19 protein-coding genes are annotated in these 17342 nt (G+C 51.9%); 14 read left to right on the top strand and 5 right to left on the bottom strand.

The features are described from left to right. The first annotated feature begins 54 nt into the window (after nt 1-54). The 5 genes from hisB to ACFVSO_RS22205 all read left to right on the top strand — a co-directional run bounded on the left by hisB (nt 55) and on the right by ACFVSO_RS22205 (nt 3828). Nucleotides 55-654 (top strand): imidazoleglycerol-phosphate dehydratase HisB, encoded by a 600-nt coding sequence (gene hisB, locus ACFVSO_RS22185; protein ID WP_387477662.1) that lies wholly within the window; start codon nt 55-57, stop codon nt 652-654. Nucleotide 655: 1 nt separating this feature from the next. Next, a complete protein-coding gene (hisH, locus tag ACFVSO_RS22190) occupies nt 656-1288 on the top strand; it encodes an imidazole glycerol phosphate synthase subunit HisH (protein ID WP_387477664.1) in 633 nt (210 codons plus the stop codon). Nucleotides 1289-1309: 21 nt separating this feature from the next. Then, a complete protein-coding gene (gene hisF, locus ACFVSO_RS22195) occupies nt 1310-2068 on the top strand; it encodes an imidazole glycerol phosphate synthase subunit HisF (RefSeq protein ID WP_387477666.1) in 759 nt (252 codons plus the stop codon). Further along, a complete protein-coding gene (hisIE, locus tag ACFVSO_RS22200; protein WP_387477668.1) occupies nt 2068-2745 on the top strand; it encodes a bifunctional phosphoribosyl-AMP cyclohydrolase/phosphoribosyl-ATP diphosphatase HisIE in 678 nt (225 codons plus the stop codon). The genes hisF and hisIE overlap by 1 nt, the downstream gene beginning before the upstream one ends. 132 nt (nt 2746-2877) lie before the next feature. Then, nucleotides 2878-3828 (top strand): ribose-phosphate diphosphokinase, encoded by a 951-nt coding sequence (locus tag ACFVSO_RS22205; protein WP_387477670.1) that lies wholly within the window; start codon nt 2878-2880, stop codon nt 3826-3828. 616 nt (nt 3829-4444) lie between these two features. Here ACFVSO_RS22205 and ACFVSO_RS22210 read toward each other — a convergent pair. After that, complete coding sequence (locus ACFVSO_RS22210) at nt 4445-4981, bottom strand: hypothetical protein (protein ID WP_387477673.1); 537 nt, start codon at nt 4979-4981, stop codon at nt 4445-4447. A gap of 182 nt (nt 4982-5163) precedes the next feature. Here ACFVSO_RS22210 and ACFVSO_RS22215 point away from each other — a divergent pair, with 182 nt between their 5' ends. From ACFVSO_RS22215 to ACFVSO_RS22245, 7 genes are all read left to right on the top strand, one after another. Next, nucleotides 5164-6921 (top strand): tetratricopeptide repeat protein, encoded by a 1758-nt coding sequence (locus ACFVSO_RS22215; protein WP_387477676.1) that lies wholly within the window; start codon nt 5164-5166, stop codon nt 6919-6921. A 21-nt stretch (nt 6922-6942) separates the two neighbouring features. After that, nucleotides 6943-7890, top strand: a complete 948-nt coding sequence (gene trxB / locus ACFVSO_RS22220) for a thioredoxin-disulfide reductase (RefSeq protein ID WP_387477679.1) — start codon at nt 6943-6945, stop codon at nt 7888-7890. Nucleotides 7891-8358: 468 nt separating this feature from the next. Next, nucleotides 8359-9309, top strand: coding sequence for an ROK family glucokinase (locus ACFVSO_RS22225; RefSeq protein ID WP_387477681.1), 951 nt, complete (start codon nt 8359-8361; stop codon nt 9307-9309). Nucleotides 9310-9321: 12 nt separating this feature from the next. Next, nucleotides 9322-10209, top strand: a complete 888-nt coding sequence (rapZ, locus tag ACFVSO_RS22230; protein ID WP_387478400.1) for an RNase adapter RapZ — start codon at nt 9322-9324, stop codon at nt 10207-10209. Nucleotides 10210-10223: 14 nt separating this feature from the next. Next, nucleotides 10224-11210, top strand: a complete 987-nt coding sequence (locus ACFVSO_RS22235; RefSeq protein ID WP_387477683.1) for a gluconeogenesis factor YvcK family protein — start codon at nt 10224-10226, stop codon at nt 11208-11210. A gap of 6 nt (nt 11211-11216) precedes the next feature. Then, complete coding sequence (whiA, locus tag ACFVSO_RS22240) at nt 11217-12158, top strand: DNA-binding protein WhiA (protein WP_387477685.1); 942 nt, start codon at nt 11217-11219, stop codon at nt 12156-12158. Nucleotides 12159-12261: 103 nt separating this feature from the next. Further along, the gene (locus tag ACFVSO_RS22245; RefSeq protein WP_116047300.1) at nt 12262-12531 is read left to right on the top strand and encodes an HPr family phosphocarrier protein; all 270 of its coding nucleotides are present in this window, start codon (nt 12262-12264) and stop codon (nt 12529-12531) included. Nucleotides 12532-12776: 245 nt separating this feature from the next. On the opposite strand, the gene ACFVSO_RS22250 is transcribed toward ACFVSO_RS22245, so the two are convergent. Continuing rightward, complete coding sequence (locus tag ACFVSO_RS22250) at nt 12777-13691, bottom strand: L-lactate dehydrogenase (protein WP_387477688.1); 915 nt, start codon at nt 13689-13691, stop codon at nt 12777-12779. A gap of 15 nt (nt 13692-13706) precedes the next feature. Further along, nucleotides 13707-14486: a formate/nitrite transporter family protein gene (locus ACFVSO_RS22255; RefSeq protein WP_387477690.1), complete on the bottom strand. Its 780-nt coding sequence runs from the start codon at nt 14484-14486 to the stop codon at nt 13707-13709. Between the two features lie 609 nt (nt 14487-15095). On the opposite strand from ACFVSO_RS22255, the gene ACFVSO_RS22260 reads away from it, so the two are divergent. After that, a complete protein-coding gene (locus tag ACFVSO_RS22260) occupies nt 15096-15401 on the top strand; it encodes a hypothetical protein (protein WP_387477692.1) in 306 nt (101 codons plus the stop codon). 111 nt (nt 15402-15512) lie between these two features. On the opposite strand, the gene clpP is transcribed toward ACFVSO_RS22260, so the two are convergent. Together clpP and ACFVSO_RS22270 are read right to left on the bottom strand one after the other, a co-directional pair. Continuing rightward, nucleotides 15513-16094: an ATP-dependent Clp endopeptidase proteolytic subunit ClpP gene (gene clpP / locus ACFVSO_RS22265; protein ID WP_387477695.1), complete on the bottom strand. Its 582-nt coding sequence runs from the start codon at nt 16092-16094 to the stop codon at nt 15513-15515. 126 nt (nt 16095-16220) lie between these two features. Beyond that, nucleotides 16221-16418: a hypothetical protein gene (locus ACFVSO_RS22270; protein WP_387477698.1), complete on the bottom strand. Its 198-nt coding sequence runs from the start codon at nt 16416-16418 to the stop codon at nt 16221-16223. Nucleotides 16419-16543: 125 nt separating this feature from the next. Here ACFVSO_RS22270 and ACFVSO_RS22275 point away from each other — a divergent pair, with 125 nt between their 5' ends. Beyond that, nucleotides 16544-17308 (top strand): hypothetical protein, encoded by a 765-nt coding sequence (locus ACFVSO_RS22275; protein WP_387477701.1) that lies wholly within the window; start codon nt 16544-16546, stop codon nt 17306-17308. Nucleotides 17309-17342 lie beyond the last annotated feature (34 nt).

The following is a 17342-nucleotide window of genomic DNA, read 5'->3' on the forward strand; positions in this document are numbered from 1 at the left end:
CTTTTTGGAAGCAGATAATAAATGAAGGAACTATAGATGGAGGTTGGAGTTACCATGACAGAACAAGCGGTGCGCGAAGCTTCGGTAGCGCGGAAGACGAATGAAACGGATATTTCGCTTAAATTTGCGGTAGACGGAACAGGGCAGGTCAAATTGGAGACGGATGTCCCATTTCTGAACCACATGCTCGACCTGTTCGCCAAGCACGGACAATTCGATCTGACAGTCGATGCGAAGGGGGATATCGATATTGATGATCACCATACGGTAGAGGATATCGGCATTTGCCTTGGCCAGACGCTTCGCGAGGCGCTGGGCGACAAGCGCGGTATCAAGCGTTATGCCAGCGTGTTCGTTCCGATGGACGAAGCGCTTGCGCAAGTTGTTATTGACGTGAGCAACCGTCCGCATTTTGAATACCGCGCGCAATATCCTTCTTCCCAGGTAGGAAGCTTCTCCACGGAGCTGGTTCAAGAGTTCCTGTGGAAGCTGGCGCTGGAGGCGCGCATTACGCTGCATGTTATTGTGCACTACGGCCAAAATACGCATCATATGATCGAAGCCGTATTCAAGGCTCTGGGTAGAGCGCTTGACGAGGCGACCAACATTGATCCTCGCGTGCAAGGAGTTCCATCGACGAAGGGAATGCTGTAAGATGATCGCGATTATCGATTACGGCATGGGCAATCTCCACAGTGTCAGCAAAGCGGTGGAGCGTCTCGGTTATGAGGCGATCGTGACGGCTGATCCGCAGCAAATTATGGAGGCGGACGGCGCGATACTGCCGGGTGTGGGCGCATTTGGCGACGCGATGCAGAACTTGCGCAACACTGGACTGGACGAAGTTGTGAGGTTTTACGCGACATCGGGCAAGCCGATCCTTGGCATCTGTCTTGGCATGCAATTGCTGTTCGGAGAGAGCGAGGAGTACGGCAAGAACGAAGGTCTGGACTTGCTTCCGGGTCAAGTGATCCGATTTAGCGGCGACTTCAAAATCCCGCATATGGGCTGGAACAAGCTGAGCTTCCTGCAAGGGGACTCTCCTTTATTCCAAGGGCTTGAGGAGGGGCATGTCTATTTCGTCCATTCCTTTCACGCGAAGCCGGGCCTGGCGTCCGACTTGCTCGCCACGACGGATTATTATGGACCGGTCACAGCTATCGTAGGCCGCGGCAGTGTATACGGCATGCAGTTCCACCCGGAGAAAAGCGGGGATTTGGGCATGGCGCTGCTAGGCAACTTCCTGACTTTGACGGGAAACGGAAAGCCGCAAACGGCATTGGTCTGATAGGGAGAAGGGAGAGAGAACATGCTGGCAAAACGAATTATTCCTTGTCTGGATGTCAAGGATGGTCGCGTCGTCAAAGGCGTGAACTTCGTGAATTTGCGCGATGCGGGGGATCCCGTGGAGCTTGCGGCAACCTATGACCGCGAGGGAGCGGATGAGCTTGTCTTTTTGGACATTTCGGCATCCGTTGAAGGCAGAGCGACCATGATTGAGGTTGTAAAGCGTACCGCGGGAGAAATTACGATTCCGTTCACAGTAGGCGGGGGCATCTCACATGTCGATGACATGACCAGATTGCTTCGCGCTGGTGCGGACAAGATCGGCATTAATACCGCTGCGATTAAAAATAAATCGCTTGTATCCGATGGCGCGCGCCGCTTCGGTTCGCAGTGCATCGTCGTCGCGATCGACGCCAAGTTCAACCCGGAGTGGGGCGAATGGGAAGTTTATACGCATGGCGGACGCCAAGCGACAGGCATTCGCGCGCTGGAATGGGCTCGCGAGGCGGAGAAGCTGGGCGCGGGCGAGCTGCTGCTGACGAGCATGGACGCAGACGGCACGAAGGACGGCTTTGACGTGAAGCTGACGGCTGCTGTATCGGATTCCGTCGGGATTCCGGTTATTGCATCCGGCGGTGCAGGTCAGATTGGTCACTTCCATGAAGTGTTCGAGAAAGCGCGCGCAGACGCGGCTCTCGCGGCAACGATCTTCCACTACAAGGAAATGACGATACAAGAAGTGAAGGATGATTTGCGCAGGAAGGGAGTCGAGGTCAGATAATGGGAACAGTAGAGATACAGGAGCAGATCAAATGGGATGCGGACGGTCTCGTACCGGCTGTCGTGCAGGACGCGCAGAGCAAGGAAGTGCTCATGCTGGCTTACATGAATCGGGAGTCACTCAAGCTCTCGATTGAGTCGGGCACAACATGGTTCTGGAGCCGCTCGCGCAGCGAGCTGTGGAACAAAGGCGCGACGAGCGGACATACGCAGGGGATTGTCTCCATGGCCTATGACTGTGACGGGGATACCTTGCTCGTCCGTGTGAATCAGCAGGGACCGGCTTGCCATACGGGCAGCTACAGCTGCTTTTACAATTCGATTGCTGTTGAAGGTGAAGGGACTACAGAAGGCGCGGAGCCAGTTGCCGATCGATTCGGTATCCTGGGCCGTCTGGAGGGTGTTATTGCTCAGCGTGATGCGGAGCGTCCATCCGGCACGTATACGACATATCTCTTCGACAAAGGCGTCGACAAAATCCTGAAAAAAGTCGGAGAAGAGTCCGCCGAAGTGATCATTGCAGCGAAGAATAAGGACAACGACGAGCTGCGCAGCGAAGCGGGAGACTTGCTCTTCCATCTCATGGTTCTGCTCCGTGAAAGGGGACTTCCGCTTGACGATATCATGTCCGAGCTGGAGAGCCGCCACGGTAAGCCGACGACGAATAAGATGAGGTAAATGCTGGAAGACATGACTTTGTCGAAAAATAGTAGCAATACTTTTTGAATTATCGGTAAATCAATGTATAATAGGACAAGTAAGAATGATCGAAGGTTTAAATTATTTGGTTGAAACGCTCAGGAGGGTATCATGTTAAGCGACAAGGTGCGTATTTTTTCGGGTTCGTCAAATCCGGTATTGGCTCAGAAAATCAGCAGCGAACTAGGACTGAACTTAGGTGCAATCAAGCTGTCCCGTTTCAAGAGCGGTGAGATCTATGTCCACTACGAAGAAACGATACGGAATTGCGACGTATTTTTGGTTCAGTCGTTCTCGCATCCCATTAACGAGCATTTCGTTGAATTGCTTGTCATGATTGATGCGGCGAAGCGTGCTTCCGCAAGAACGATTAACATCATTATGCCGTACTACGGATACGCACGCCAGGAACGCAAGGCTGCTCCGAGGGAGCCGATCTCGGCGAAAATGCTGGCAGATGTGCTGACGACAGTAGGCGCTACGCGTGTCATTACGATCGATCTGCATGCTCCCGCTATTCAAGGCTTCTTCAATATTCCGGTAGACCACATGACGGCGCTTGATCTGATCAGCGACTATCTGAAGTCGAAGAACATTAAGAACCCGGTTGTCGTATCGCCGGACGCAGGCCGTGCATCCACGGCGGAGAAGCTGGCCAACTATCTGGACACTTCGTTTGCCATTATGATCAAGAAACGTCCAGCTCACAACGAGTCGTCCATTACGCATGTAATCGGTGATGTTGCAGGCCAGACACCAATCATTATTGAAGACCTGATTGATACGGGCAATACGATTGTCAATGTTGTCGAAGGCTTGAAAGAAAGAGGCGCGGAGGATGTATACGTCTGCGCGACGCACCCGCTCTTCTCCGGAACCGCAATTGAGCGTTTGGATCATCCCAATATTAAAGAAGTCATCGTAACCGATTCCATCATGTTGCCGGAGACGACCCCGGACCGCTTCAAAATTCTGTCGGTCGCGCCTCTGCTGGCGGAAGCGACACGCATTATTTTGGACGGCGGCTCGATCAGCACCCTGTTCAAAAACAAAGGTGTATAGCGCTTACAGGCTTCAGTAATTGCATATCGACGAAGAGAGAATCGCGGGCGGCTCATGCTGTCCGCGATCTTTTCGACTTTTGGGATATCCAATAATCTTACGTGTTGAGTTCTGCGGGGCTATGGTATAATCGTAAAAAACGGGAACGGGACAGAGAAGGGCGATTAGAGTCGCCGCTGTTCGCAGACGCACGAAGCAGTGTGTTTTTGCTGTTGAAGCCGAAGGCGTGCGTGATGGTGCGCAAAGGTTTGCGCTATGCTGTGGCGTCTTATGTTTCAATGATTTTGCTATTTTCGGCAGTTTCGTATGATGCAGCGAGGATGCTGAGGATGAGGTACGCACAGGGGCCGGCTGGTTGCAGGTAACTTTTGAGGTCGTCCGATTGCATGCCATGAGCCGAGGAGAGCATATACTTTTCGAGGGATACGCCTGACTGAAAAGGTGATGTGAATTGGTGCAGAATGGTATGGGCAAGGGCATACGGTAGTGGTGGAGCTGGCAGGTTTGAAGTTGCGTTTTGCATGCGTGAAACGTGGTTAGCGCTCGCTGATCGTTGATTGAGCTGCATGATTGGGAAGGGCTGCGCAACGGCGGTTTTGCTCATGCAAAACGTAATTTACGTTTTATTGATGAAGAGTAAAGAGCGGGGAGCGGGCTCGGCGCAGAGCTGTAAACCGAGAAACTCGGCTTGCAAGTCGGGAAGAAGCTCCGCGGAGTGCTGTAAGCCGAGAAACTCGGCTTGCAAGGCGGGAAGAAGCTCGGCAGTGTGCTCTAAGCCGAGAAACTCGGCTTGCAAGGCGGGAATGAACTCGGCGGAGTGTTGTAAGCCGAGAAACTCGGCTTGAAAGGCGAGAATGAGCTCCGCGGTGTGCTCTAAGCCCAGAAACTCGGCTTGCAAGGCGGGAATGAACTCGGCGGAGTGTTGTAAGCCGAGAAACTCGGCTTGCAGGGCGGAAATGAGCTCGGCAGAGTGCTCTAAGCCGAGAAACTCGGCTTGCAGGGCGGAAGTGAGCTCGGCGGAGTGCTCTAAGCCGAGAAATTCGGCTTGCAAGGCGAGAATGAGCTCCGCGGGTAGCTGTAAGCGGAGAAACTCGGCTTGCAAGGCGGGAATGAACTCGGCGGAGTGTTGTAAGCCGAGAAACTCGGCTTGCAAGGCGGAGTGAGACGATCCGAATGATGAACGAGCATATAAATGATGAGATATAGCATACAAAGTTGTTTTGTTAGCGCAAAACTGCTAAAAATGTACGAAGATTGTTTTGCTGATGCGAACCATGCTGTGATGTACGAATGGCAGGTAGGCAGGAGCAAAACATACAGGGAGGTGCCTTGCGAATGAAGGGAAAGAAACGTATGGCTGTCAATGAAGGAGCAGGAACCAAAATTATACCTATACAATGGGACGCTACGTTCTTTTTCGAGCGCGCGGTCCGTTCGCTGGACCGGTATCATTATGATAAGGCACTGAAGTACTTCCGCAGAGCCGTTGAATATGAGCCGGACAATCCCGTGAACCATTGCAATATGGCGGGCATTATGTCCGAAATGGGTAACTATAAGGAATCCAATGAAGTATTAAGCTGGATTCTAGAAGAGCTGGACCCCGAGATGACAGAATGCCACTTCTATATGGCCAATAACTTTGCCAATATGGAGATGTACGAATCGGCAGAGCAGTCGCTTGTCCAGTATCTGCAAGAGGATGCGGAAGGTCATTATTTGGATGAAGCCGAAGAAATGATGGAGCTGCTCCATTATGAACTGGAGAGGCCAGCGCCGCTCAAAAATATTAAGTCCCGCCAAGGCATGGTAGAGCATGACCAGGCACGGGCGTTGCTGGAGGAAGGGAAGTTTACAGAGGCTGTGCGCATTCTGGAAGAGATTGCGGAGCAGCAGCCCGACTTCCTCGCGGCACGCAACAATCTGGCTTTGGCCTACTACTATATGGGGTTATTCGATAAAGCCAAGGCTTGCATCCAGGGCGTGCTGGAGCATGAGCCGGGCAATCTTCATGCGTTATGCAATCTGGCTATCTTCTATCAGCATGAAGAAAATATGGAAAGCCTGAAAGAACTGGTTGAGCTGCTGGCGAAAACAGTGCCGTTCCATCAGGAGCATGCATTCAAGCTGGCGACGACAATGGGAATACTAGGCGAGCATGGCGTCGCCCGCCGTCACTTCATGAGGCTGATTAAGGATGGAGAGGCACAGCAGGATCCTTGTCTGCATCATTATGCAGCTGTTGCTGCCTATAACTCTGGACGGCTGAACGACGCGGAGCGTTTGTGGAAAGGCACGATGAAGCTTGATCCGGCATCGGGCGTAGCTTCTTATTATCTGGATCAGCTTCAGCTCATTCAGAGGGGTGAGGCTGCTCCGCAGATCAGCTACCATTACCATCTGCCGTTCGAGGAGCAATTCAAGCTATGGGAGAAGTCATCGGATGGGATGCCGGATCATTTGAAGCGCGATCCGCTCGTTCGCTCGTCCTTCTTCTGGGCGCTGCGGCATGGGGATCAGCATACGAAGCTGCAGGTGATTCAGGCATTCGGCATGATTGCCGATAATGAAGTGAAGGATGTGCTGCGCGCCTTCCTGATGGAGCCGGAGGAAGACGATTATTTGAAAAAAATAGCCGTATTCGTGCTCCGTACAATGGGCGTTCAAGAGCCGCTTCAGGTGATGCTGGAAGGCAAGGAGTCGATTATCGAGCCGAACCGCGTACCTTCGAGACTGCCGGAATGGGATGATAAGTGGGAAGCGGTGGCGCAGGCGGCCATCAGTCGCATGAGCAAGCATTATGATCTTGTGCAGCAGCATGATATGATGACATTATGGGTTGAATTTCTAACCAGGGTCTATCCCAACGTTCCGAAGCTCACGAAGCCGGAGGGCTGGGCGGCGGCACTGGAATATTTGACAGCGAAGATGCATCGCCGCGCGATATCGTACCATGAGGTGTCGCTTCGATACGGCACTTCTATTGCAACGGTGAGCAAGCATGTGAAGCTAATCGATGAGGCTTGCGGCATCAAGGAGAAGATGAAGTCAATCAACTCCGTATTTTTTGCGCAGCAGCCAACAGAAGACTAATTTGATCATGAGGTGAAGCAGATGTACAAATCCATTATTATCGGTACGGGTCCTGCCGGACTGACGGCTGCGATCTATCTGGCACGCGCCAACATGAACCCGCTTATTATTGAAGGACCTGAGCCGGGCGGCCAGTTGACGACCACGACGGATGTGGAAAATTTCCCAGGCTTCCCTGAAGGCATTATGGGACCGGAGCTAATGGACAATATGCGCAAGCAAGCGGAGCGCTTCGGTGCGAAGTTTATAACGGGCTGGGTGAACAGCGTCGATATGTCACAGCGTCCGTTCAAGCTTCAAGTAGAAGGTCAAGGCGAGATCGTCGGCGAAAGCTTGATCATCTCCACAGGCGCCTCTGCCAAGTATCTCGGCATCCCTGGCGAGAAGGACAATGTGGGCAAAGGTGTCAGCACTTGCGCGACATGCGATGGATTCTTTTTCCGGGGGAAAAAGATTATCGTGGTGGGCGGCGGCGACTCCGCGATGGAGGAAGCGAGCTTCCTGACTCGCTTCGCAACGAATGTCGAGCTGGTGAATCGCCGTACGGAGCTGCGTGCGTCGAAGATCATGCAAGATCGTGCGCGTGAGAACGAGAAAATCAGCTGGAGCCTCAACCGCACGCCGGTGGAAGTTGTGGCGAACGGTATGGGCGTTACAGGGCTGAAGGTCAAGAACAATGAGACGGGCGAGGAAGAAGTCATCGAGACGAACGGGATCTTCATCGCAATCGGCCATACGCCGAACACGAAGTTCCTCGGCGGCCAGATCGATACGGATGAGCAAGGCTACATTAAAGTGAAGCCGGGTTCATCCGAGACGAACGTACCGGGTGTATTTGCTTGCGGCGACGTTCAAGACAACAAATATCGCCAAGCGATTACGGCTGCGGGCAGCGGCTGTATGGCGGCACTGGACTGCGAGCGGTTCCTGGAGGGACATATCACGCAGGATTGGAGCCAATCGCTTTAAGCAATTGGAGCAAGCGGAAAGGACTGCGGGGTTGATTCCAATCCTGCAGTCCTTTTCATATGCAGCTGTCGTGTAAGTGGTATAGCGGTAATGCTAGAAGGCTGGGCGATCATCACGATCTGAGGTAGGAACTAACCTCGTACCATTTGCAGAAACATCCCTCCCTAGGTTTATCCTTGGAATGGATCGCCTATCGATCAGGTGATTAAGGGGATACAAGAGATGAAGGAATCATAATGCCAGCAGGGTGGCGTCTTCGTCTCTAGCTATGAGGCTATGAGAGCTCCTTGGAATCGCCTTCACGGACGCTTCTACGAGGCACTTACGTATGGCAAAATGTCAGCAGTGATGCGGCAAATGGGCACTTTTTGCGCGTGCTGGGGGTGGTGGATTGCGCTTGACCGAAGCGGTTACAACGCTTATAGTTGGAACAGAGAACGTTAACTTTATGGATGAGGTGGCTTTGTCATGTCTGAGAAGATTTACATTGGAGTCGATGTCGGTGGTACTACGATCAAGGTAGGCATCTGCGATGCGGAGGGACATTTGCTCCACACGTTTGAAGGGCCGACGGGAACAGGTAAAGGAACGGACGTCATCCTTCATAATATTGCGGATTATGCACGGGAGATTGTGAAAGAGTCGCCTTTCGAATGGGAACAGGTTGAGGGTGTGGGCGTAGGAATCGCCGGCTTCCTTGATATTCCAAGAGGCTTTGTGAAGTTTTCTGCGAATCTATATATTGAAAATACCGATCTGAAAGGCTTCCTGGAGCAAGAATTGCAGAAGCCGATTAAGGTTAACAATGATGCGAATGTGGCGGCGCTGGGCGAAGCATGGGCTGGCGCGGGCAAAGGCATCGACAACTGCGTATGCTACACGCTTGGCACGGGCGTAGGCGGCGGCATCATTATCGGGGGCCGTATTGTGGAAGGCTTCGCAAGTATGGCGGGCGAGCTCGGCCATGCTTCGATCGTCCCTGATCTGGAAGCAATCCAGTGCGGATGCGGCAAGATGGGATGCCTGGAGACGGTATCCTCCGCTACGGGCATTATTCGTATGGCAAAGGATGCGGTAGAGCGCGGAGACCGCACAACTTTGACGGGTCTCGAGGAGATTACGGCGAAGGATGTCGTTGATGCGGCGAAAACCGGTGACGAAGTGGCGGCGCGTATTGTGAGCCGCGCAGCATTCTACCTGGGCAAATCCATGTCCACGCTGGCTATATTGCTGAACCCGCAATATTTCATTATCGGCGGTGGCGTCTCCAAAGCGGGCGACTTCCTGTTCGATCAGATTCGCGAAGTGTTCGAGAAGTATACGCTTGACCAGGCGAAGGAAGGCGTGAAAATCGTTCCGGCTACGCTGGGCAACAATGCGGGTATCGTCGGAGCGGCAGGACTTATTCTAAGAGGATAGTAGGTGTCTCTCATGGAAACGACAGCGACATTGGCGAAGCTTGTCATAATTACCGGTATGTCGGGTGCGGGCAAAACAATTGCTGTCCAGAGCCTTGAGGATCTCGGATTTTTTTGCGTCGATAATCTGCCTCCGGTACTTATTCCGAAGTTCGCGGAATTAATCGAGCAGTCGAATGGTAAGATAGGAAAAGTAGCACTTGTCATCGATCTCCGCGGCAGGGAGTTTTTCACTGCGCTTGCGGAGTCGTTAGCGTATATCAAAGAGCATCATACAATCAGCTGCGAGATTCTGTTCCTGGATGCTACCGACGAGGTGCTGGTGCAGCGCTATAAGGAAAGCCGTCGCCGTCACCCGCTTGCTCCTCAAGGATTGCCGCTCGACGGCATCCATAGCGAGCGGCGCATGCTGGAGGACCTCAAGGGTTCCGCATCGCAGGTTATTGATACGAGTAACTTAAAGCCGCTTAAATTGAAAGAGCGGATTATAAATCATTTTACTCATTTGGAGCAAAATAGCTTGTCGGTTAATGTGACGTCATTTGGCTTCAAATACGGCATTCCGATCGACGCCGACTTGATCTATGATGTGCGTTTCCTGCCGAATCCGCATTATGTGGAGCATCTGCGTCCCAACACGGGGCAAAATCCGGATGTCTATGAATATGTGATGAAGTGGCCGGAAACCCAGCAGTTTCTAACGAAGCTCCTTGATATGCTGCAATTTCTCATACCGCTCTACCGCAAGGAAGGCAAGAGCCAAGTGGTTATCGGGATTGGTTGTACAGGCGGGAAGCATCGCTCTGTCGCGATCGCGGAGTATTTGGGCCGCATGCTTGGCAGCAGCGATACGGAGCGGGTGCGTGTCAGCCACCGCGATTCCGAGCGAGATAAGCACTGACACGGGGTGAGAGCATGCAGACCATACAGAAAATAGTCAGACGTCCCAAAATCGTCGTCATTGGCGGCGGTACGGGACTGTCTGTCATGCTGCGGGGGCTTAAGGAGAAGCCGCTCGACATTACCGCTATCGTCACGGTAGCGGATGACGGCGGCAGCTCCGGCATATTGCGCAACGAGCTGCAAATTCCGCCCCCCGGCGACATTCGGAACGTTCTGACGGCGCTGGCGGACGCGGAGCCGCTGCTGACCGAGGTGCTTAAGTATCGGTTCCCGAACGGCACCGGACTTGCGGGTCACAGTCTAGGCAATCTAATGCTGGCCGCCATGACGGATATCTCCGGCGACTTCGTATCAGGAATCCGACAGCTCAGTAAGGTGCTGGCGGTCAAAGGGCGGGTGCTGCCTGCCGCCGACCGGGCCATCGTACTGAAAGCGGAGATGGCGGACGGTACGATTATTACCGGGGAATCGATGATTCCGAAGGCAGGGCAAGCGATCAAACGGGTGTTCCTGGAGCCGGCCGATGTCGAGCCGCTGGCTGAAGCGGTGGAGGCAATTGAGAGCGCGGATGCGATTCTGATCGGGCCTGGCAGCTTATACACAAGCATCATGCCGAACCTGATCGTACCCAAGCTGGCGCAAGCCATTGTGGAATCAGAAGCAGTAAAGCTGTTCGTCTGCAATGTCATGACGCAGCCGGGCGAGACAGACAATTATTCAGTAAGCAATCATTTGGATGCGATTCATGCGCATATCGGTCATCATTTATTCGATTATGTCATTGTGAATGACGGAGAAATTCCGCCGCAGGTGGAGAGCCAATACGCCGAGCTGGGCGCGAAAGCAGTCCATCTGGATATGGCAGAGGTCGAAAGCAGAGGCTATAAGGTCATTGCCGACCGGCTTGTATTATTTCGAAAGTTTCTGCGTCATGACGCGGAACGGTTAAGCCATCATATTTATAAACTAGTGGAGAACTGGATGTTAAGAAAGAGGTGAGGAAGAATGTCTTTTGCGGCGCAGACCAAGAAGGAACTGACATTAATTGAATCGGACAGCTGCTGTGAGCGTGCCGAGCTATCGGCCCTTATCCGGATGAACGGTTCGGTCAGCCTATCCAGCCGCAAGGTCGTTCTGGACATCTCGACGGAGAATGCGGCCATTGCCAGAAGAATTTATTCGTTGATCAAAAGGCATTTTGAAGTCCATGTGGAGCTGCTCGTTCGCAAGAAGATGCGGCTGAAGAAAAACAACGTTTATATCGTCCGTATGCCTACGAACGTACAGGAAGTGCTGAGCGAGCTGTGCATCGTATCGGAAGGCTTCATGTTCAACGACGGCATCGACAAGGAGATTGTACGCAAGCCTTGCTGCAAGCGTTCGTATTTGCGGGGCGCATTCCTCGCAGGAGGCTCGGTCAACAATCCGGAGGGGTCGTCGTACCATCTGGAGATTTCGTCGATGTATGAGCAGCATTGCGGCGCGCTTGTGGATCTTGCGAATAAGTTCGACCTGAACGCGCGGTGTATCGAGCGCAAGAAGGGCTTTATCTTCTACATCAAAGAAGGCGAAAAAATTATCGAATTGCTGAATATCATCGGCGCACATCAAGCGCTGTTCAAATTCGAGGATGTGCGGATCATGCGCGATATGCGCAATTCCGTCAACCGGATCGTCAACTGCGAGACGGCCAATCTGAACAAAACAATCGGAGCGGCCGTAAGACAAATCGACAATATCAAGCTGCTGCAGAAGGAAGTTGGACTGGAGAGCCTGCCTGAGAAGCTGCGTGAAGTGGCGGAGATCAGGCTTCAGCATCCCGATTTGAACCTGACGGAAGTAGGCGAGATGCTTCGCGGAAAGGTCAGTAAATCCGGCGTCAATCATCGACTTCGCAAAATCGACGAATTAGCCGAAAAAATCCGGGGCGGTTCAACTTTTGCCTAGTGCAACGGCTTGTATGATGATATAATAAGGTGTAATTGGCTTATATTATTCAACATTTCCCACATGATAAAGCTTTTAGTAAAATATAGGGGGTAAGATTTCCATGACCAAGCTTCCGGTTGTCGTTCGTCTGAAGACGGGGCTTCATGCGAGACCAGCAGCGTTATTCGTACAAGAAGCGAACAAATTCTCCTCCGAGGTATTTGTAGAGAAAGACGATAAGAAGGTTAATGCCAAATCCATTATGGGGATTATGAGTCTGGCAATCAGCTCTGGCACAGAAATTTCGATCAGCGCGGACGGGTCGGACGCCGAACAGGCTGTAAACGCTTTAGTCGCTCTTGTCAGCAAAGAGGAATTGGATAACCAATAAGAGGAAAGAAGTGGCTTTGTCGCATGACTTGTTCGCGCGCCAAAGCGGCTTCTTTTTTATTTATGCGTCTGTATTTTTTGATATGCGAAAAGCCTTCCTTCACTCTGAATGATCGGTATCCGGCTGCAAGCCTAAAGCTTGCGGTGGATGCCGTCCAGGAGTAGAAGGAAGGCTTTTTTGTTATGCATGCATGAGATTGAAAGAAAGCGAACTGATGACTTGTCTTATCGACTGCCTATCGAGCTTCAGCCCTCAAGTGTAGCAAGGATATTCTTCAATTTGTCCGCCGATTGGGTGAAGAGATCTTGCTCGAGATCGGTAAGAGTCAGCTCCAGCGTCGAGCGAACGCCGCTGCGGTCGATGATGCATGGAATGCCCAGATAAGCATCCGATACGCCAAGGTAGTTCTCCAGCAGAGTCGAGACGTTCAAGACGGCTCCTTCATCGTCCAGAATCGCTGTGCAGATGCGGTCTAGCGCCAGTGCGATGGCGTAGTAGGTTGCGCCTTTCGCTTGAATGATCTGATATGCGGCGTCGCGAGTATTCAGGAAAATCTCGTCTTTGTCCTCTGCGCTCAGTTGCAGCTCGGTTCCGGCGACGTTCGCGAGGCTCCAGACCGGAAGCTCCGAATCGCCGTGCTCTCCGATGATGTGAGCGTGTACGCTGCGAGGATCGATATGCAGCTTCTGTCCGATCAGATAGCGGAAGCGCGCGCTGTCGAGAAGCGTGCCCGAGCCGATCACGCGATGCGCTGGCAGGCCCGACTTCTTCCACGATCTGTAGCTCATGATGTCGACCGGATTGGATGCGATAAGCAGAATTGCATCTCGCGTATGAAGGAGCACTTGATCAATGATGCTGTCGAAGATCGCGATATTTCTTTTCAAAAGATCGATCCGCGATTCTCCGGGCTTCTGCGCTGCGCCTGCCGTAATGATGATAATATCGGCTGTTTTGCAGTCTTCATAAGTGCCTGCCCAAACCTTAGCGCCGCCCAGGTAAGGCATGCCGTGGTTCATATCCAGCGCATCTCCTGCGGCCTTATCAGCATTGGCGTCAATGAGCACCAGCTCATCCATGCGATTGCGAAGCAGCAAAGTATAAGCGGTCGTCGAGCCGACAGCTCCCGTACCGATGATGACGATTCTTGATTTTTTCATAAATGATAGTCTCCTTTATTCCTCGATAAATGGTTTGTTTACGTAGTGGTACATCGCGGCCATTAGCACGCTTCCCCCGATCAGATTGCCGATTGTGACAGGAATCAGGTTATGCAGAATGCCGTCCAGCGATATCGTCCCCGGCTGCTGCAGGACAAGTGCGATCGCGAAGGTGCACATATTCGCAATGCTATGCTCGTAGCCCGAGATAAAGAAGCAGAATACGAAGAGCATCATGGCGAACATTTTGGCACCGTCCCCTTTGAGCCCCATAGGTACGAAGAAGGCCAGGCAGACGAGCCAGTTACATAGTATCGCCCGGAAGAACAGCTCTACCATAGGCGTATGCATCTTTTTGTCCACGACCTCAAGCAGAAACCCGTTCACATTCGGATCGGCGAATAGTCCGGTCAGCCAGATCAGGAGTGCAAACACCGCAGCGCCAAGGATGTTGCCGCCATAGCTCAAAATCCATAGCTTGGTGGTATCGCTCCAGCGCATTTTTTTGCGCAGGGCGGCGTAGCTGTAGTAGAAGGTGTTGCCGGTGAACAGGTCGCCTCCGCCATAACTAATCAGAATAATGGCTGTGCCAAACGTGAGGGCGGCCATGGGATAGGTGAGCGGAGAATGCTCGACATAAAAGAAGCTGCCTGTCTTGAATGCGACGATAACGCCGAAACCGATAAACATGCTTGCCAGCATGGAACGTGACAGGTACCGCCACAGGCTTTGCCGGAAAATGCGCAGCTTCTTCAACGCAAGCTGCTCCACCTTGAGCAGCGCTTCAATCTCCATAGGTACTCCTCCTGACTATCTCTCTGTTGCATTTGTCTGTTGTCGTTGTGATGCCAATATAGCATGAGCAGGAATTGGAAAGATGTGATAAAAGTCACTATGGACCAGAAAAAAATGGGAGGAGCGAGGCGGGGGGCTTCTGGAATGGGAATGGGGCAACGTTAATCGTGCGAAAGTGACTGGAACGGAGAATTAGTGTTGTAGGGAAACGTTAATCGTGGGAAAGTGGCTGGAATGGGGAAATAGTGTTGTGAGGAAACGTTAATCGTGGGAAAGTGGCTGCGATGGGGAAATAGTGTTGTGAGGAAATGTTAATTGTGGGAAAGTGGCTGGAATGGGGAAATAGTGTTGTGAGAAACAGTTATTCGCGGAAAGCCTGCTGGCACAGCGAAATGGCAACAGCTAATCTACATTACACGTTAGAAAAAGCTCTAATCGACATAACATTTGCAACTTAGCGGTGATGAAGGGTGTCTTGTTAGTAAGAGAAGGTAGCTTGCGTGAGCCATGCCATCCATACTCATTAAATGAAAAGGGCTGGGTTAGTTGAAAAATGTTATGATTTTGATCGTCTGTTACATGTTGATAACCGGATGTGCAGCCGAACCAATGGAAGTTATGAAAGTTGCGGATTTGAACGCCAATCCCACGTCTTTTGGCCAGATAAAGCAGCAGCAAACGATTAAGAGAATCGACGATATTGTGCGACCACTACAATGGCAGGACAGAGAGTTGCCGACCAACGGTGATCCAGACTATTCCTTTTGGCTAGAGCGCAAAGGTGAAAGCTTGCGGGTGAGGAATTATGAGCTGTGGCTGAATGAACCCTATTCCGTCATTATTGATCATGTTAAGTTGAAGTATGCTTTTATCAGCGGGGAGCCGCTGCGAGAGCTGGTTGATTATTTGAAGTGAGGGTTTCGCGATTAAGCAGAGACAGACTTTGGGGCATAAACGTAGCGTCCGCAAATTAAAAAACCTCCCCTCCACAAAAGTGGAAGGGAGGTTTCTCTGCGTTATGAATGATTAGACCTTCTCGATGACTTTGTCTACGAGGCCATAAGTGTGAGCTTCGGCTGCGCTCATGAAGTAGTCGCGGTCGGTGTCCTGCTCGATGCGGCTGAGCGGCTGGCCGGAACGTTCCGCCAGAATGTGGTTCAGCTTATCGCGCATCTTCAGGATGCGGCGAGCGCGGATCTCGATGTCGCTGGCTTGGCCTTCAGCGCCGCCAAGCGGCTGATGGATCATGACTTCGCTGTTAGGAAGCGCGTAACGCTTACCCTTAGCACCTGCTGTCAGCAGGAACGCGCCCATGGACGCGGCCATACCTACGCAGATCGTCGATACATCCGGCTTGATGTATTGCATCGTATCATAAATGGCCATACCGGCTGTAATGGAACCGCCAGGGCTGTTGATGTATAGGGAAATATCCTTATCCGGGTCTTCCGCCGCCAGGAACAGCATTTGCGCGATGATGGAGTTGGCTACCACGTCATTCACGCCAGAGCCTAGAAATATGATGCGATCCTTCAACAGGCGGGAATAGATGTCGTATGAACGTTCCCCCCGATTGCTTTGCTCAATAACCATAGGCACAAAATTCATTTCGAACCAGTCCTCCTTCGTCTACGTAAAAGCATGAATCAAAAATTCGTATTCCTATCATAACGGATTAAAATCAAAAAGTCAAAGATGGTCAAAGAAATTGATTTTTCAGGCCAAACCCTACAATTACGCTTCTGTCCGCTCCGTAAAGTAGAGCCCGTTTTGCAGGTCATTGACGAAGCGCTGCAGCCATTCATAATAGCTGACGGCATGTTTCAGCTTGTGCAAATCCTCCAGACATAGCTTCCGTTCTTTCTCGTCTGTGCCCTGTTCAAGGATGATTTCGCTGAGCTGCGGGATAACCGCTTGGATCGCCCCCAGCATGACATCGATCTCCCGCTGAAGTTTGAAGGTGAAGAAAGATTGGAACGCTTTGAAGAAATCTGCTTTTTCTTCAATAATGCAATAAATCGCAAGAGATCGGCGCAAGTTATGGACGAGGTGATGGTATGCATCGTTTCCGAGCAGGGATAGGGTCACTGGGGATTATTGTGTTGATCTGTTGTATAGGGGGGTTCTTCCTATCGAGGCCCGCCGCAGCAACCAGGTCGGATCTGGATGGCTGCTGCGCAACAGTGGAGAAGCTGGAACGGCGGCTCGATAAATTGGAGCCCAAGAAGCCAATGACGATTCCTGAATCCGAAGAGAGGCTGGAAGCAGCTAAGCTCTATCCTGAGCACACGCTCCCTACTAACGAAGTGCGGGCGGCTGGAACCCAAATTCCGTTCAGAACGATTAAGGAAGATCCCAGCTATAAAAGGCCGATCTACCACGAGCATTGGCATAGCACCTATTGGGGCGGCAGGTGGAGCAATATCGCATCGCATGTGGACACTGCCCTTCATCGGTTGTTTGCTACATACGATATTGGTCTCTCCGGGGAGATGACGTTTAAGGAGCAGGTGGGAGTTGATTTCCCGATGTTCCAGAATCCAACGGACCTCGATCTGTATCTCGTCGTCTTCCAGACTGCCGTGATCGATGTCTATACGAAAGGCAATCAGATCGTTGTAATCGGCAGGCCGCAGCGTCTCGGTGTGCAAGTCATTACGATCAAGACGAGCGATCTTCGTCCGGTTGAACCGGATAAATTGTTGCTAGTCCAATTGGCGACGCCTGAGGGTGATGAACTGGATTATACGCTGATTAGCTATGAACCGCCGGATTTTTGGCAGAAACAAGAGAAGCGATCAAAAGCGGGAACAGGAGGATAGTATGTCGCAGCCTTCATTTATGTACCGATATACG

This window comes from Paenibacillus sp. NPDC057967 (genome assembly GCF_042887015.1).
GTDB lineage: Bacteria > Bacillota > Bacilli > Paenibacillales > Paenibacillaceae > Pristimantibacillus.

Bases quoted from the DNA above. Each gene is read 5' to 3' on its own strand.
- hisB (WP_387477662.1), top strand. From the start codon at position 55: ATGACAGAACAAGCGGTGCGCGAAGCTTCGGTAGCGCGGAAGACGAAT.
- ACFVSO_RS22245 (WP_116047300.1), top strand. From the start codon at position 12,262: ATGACCAAGCTTCCGGTTGTCGTTCGTCTGAAGACGGGGCTTCATGCG.
- whiA (WP_387477685.1), top strand. From the start codon at position 11,217: ATGTCTTTTGCGGCGCAGACCAAGAAGGAACTGACATTAATTGAATCG.
- hisIE (WP_387477668.1), top strand. From the start codon at position 2,068: ATGGGAACAGTAGAGATACAGGAGCAGATCAAATGGGATGCGGACGGT.
- clpP (WP_387477695.1), bottom strand. From the start codon at position 16,094: ATGAATTTTGTGCCTATGGTTATTGAGCAAAGCAATCGGGGGGAACGT.
- ACFVSO_RS22205 (WP_387477670.1), top strand. From the start codon at position 2,878: ATGTTAAGCGACAAGGTGCGTATTTTTTCGGGTTCGTCAAATCCGGTA.
- ACFVSO_RS22255 (WP_387477690.1), bottom strand. From the start codon at position 14,486: ATGGAGATTGAAGCGCTGCTCAAGGTGGAGCAGCTTGCGTTGAAGAAG.
- ACFVSO_RS22275 (WP_387477701.1), top strand. From the start codon at position 16,544: ATGCATCGTTTCCGAGCAGGGATAGGGTCACTGGGGATTATTGTGTTG.
- trxB (WP_387477679.1), top strand. From the start codon at position 6,943: ATGTACAAATCCATTATTATCGGTACGGGTCCTGCCGGACTGACGGCT.
- rapZ (WP_387478400.1), top strand. From the start codon at position 9,322: ATGGAAACGACAGCGACATTGGCGAAGCTTGTCATAATTACCGGTATG.
- hisF (WP_387477666.1), top strand. From the start codon at position 1,310: ATGCTGGCAAAACGAATTATTCCTTGTCTGGATGTCAAGGATGGTCGC.
- ACFVSO_RS22260 (WP_387477692.1), top strand. From the start codon at position 15,096: ATGGAAGTTATGAAAGTTGCGGATTTGAACGCCAATCCCACGTCTTTT.
- ACFVSO_RS22235 (WP_387477683.1), top strand. From the start codon at position 10,224: ATGCAGACCATACAGAAAATAGTCAGACGTCCCAAAATCGTCGTCATT.
- ACFVSO_RS22270 (WP_387477698.1), bottom strand. From the start codon at position 16,418: ATGCTGGGGGCGATCCAAGCGGTTATCCCGCAGCTCAGCGAAATCATC.
- hisH (WP_387477664.1), top strand. From the start codon at position 656: ATGATCGCGATTATCGATTACGGCATGGGCAATCTCCACAGTGTCAGC.
- ACFVSO_RS22250 (WP_387477688.1), bottom strand. From the start codon at position 13,691: ATGAAAAAATCAAGAATCGTCATCATCGGTACGGGAGCTGTCGGCTCG.
- ACFVSO_RS22215 (WP_387477676.1), top strand. From the start codon at position 5,164: ATGAAGGGAAAGAAACGTATGGCTGTCAATGAAGGAGCAGGAACCAAA.
- ACFVSO_RS22225 (WP_387477681.1), top strand. From the start codon at position 8,359: ATGTCTGAGAAGATTTACATTGGAGTCGATGTCGGTGGTACTACGATC.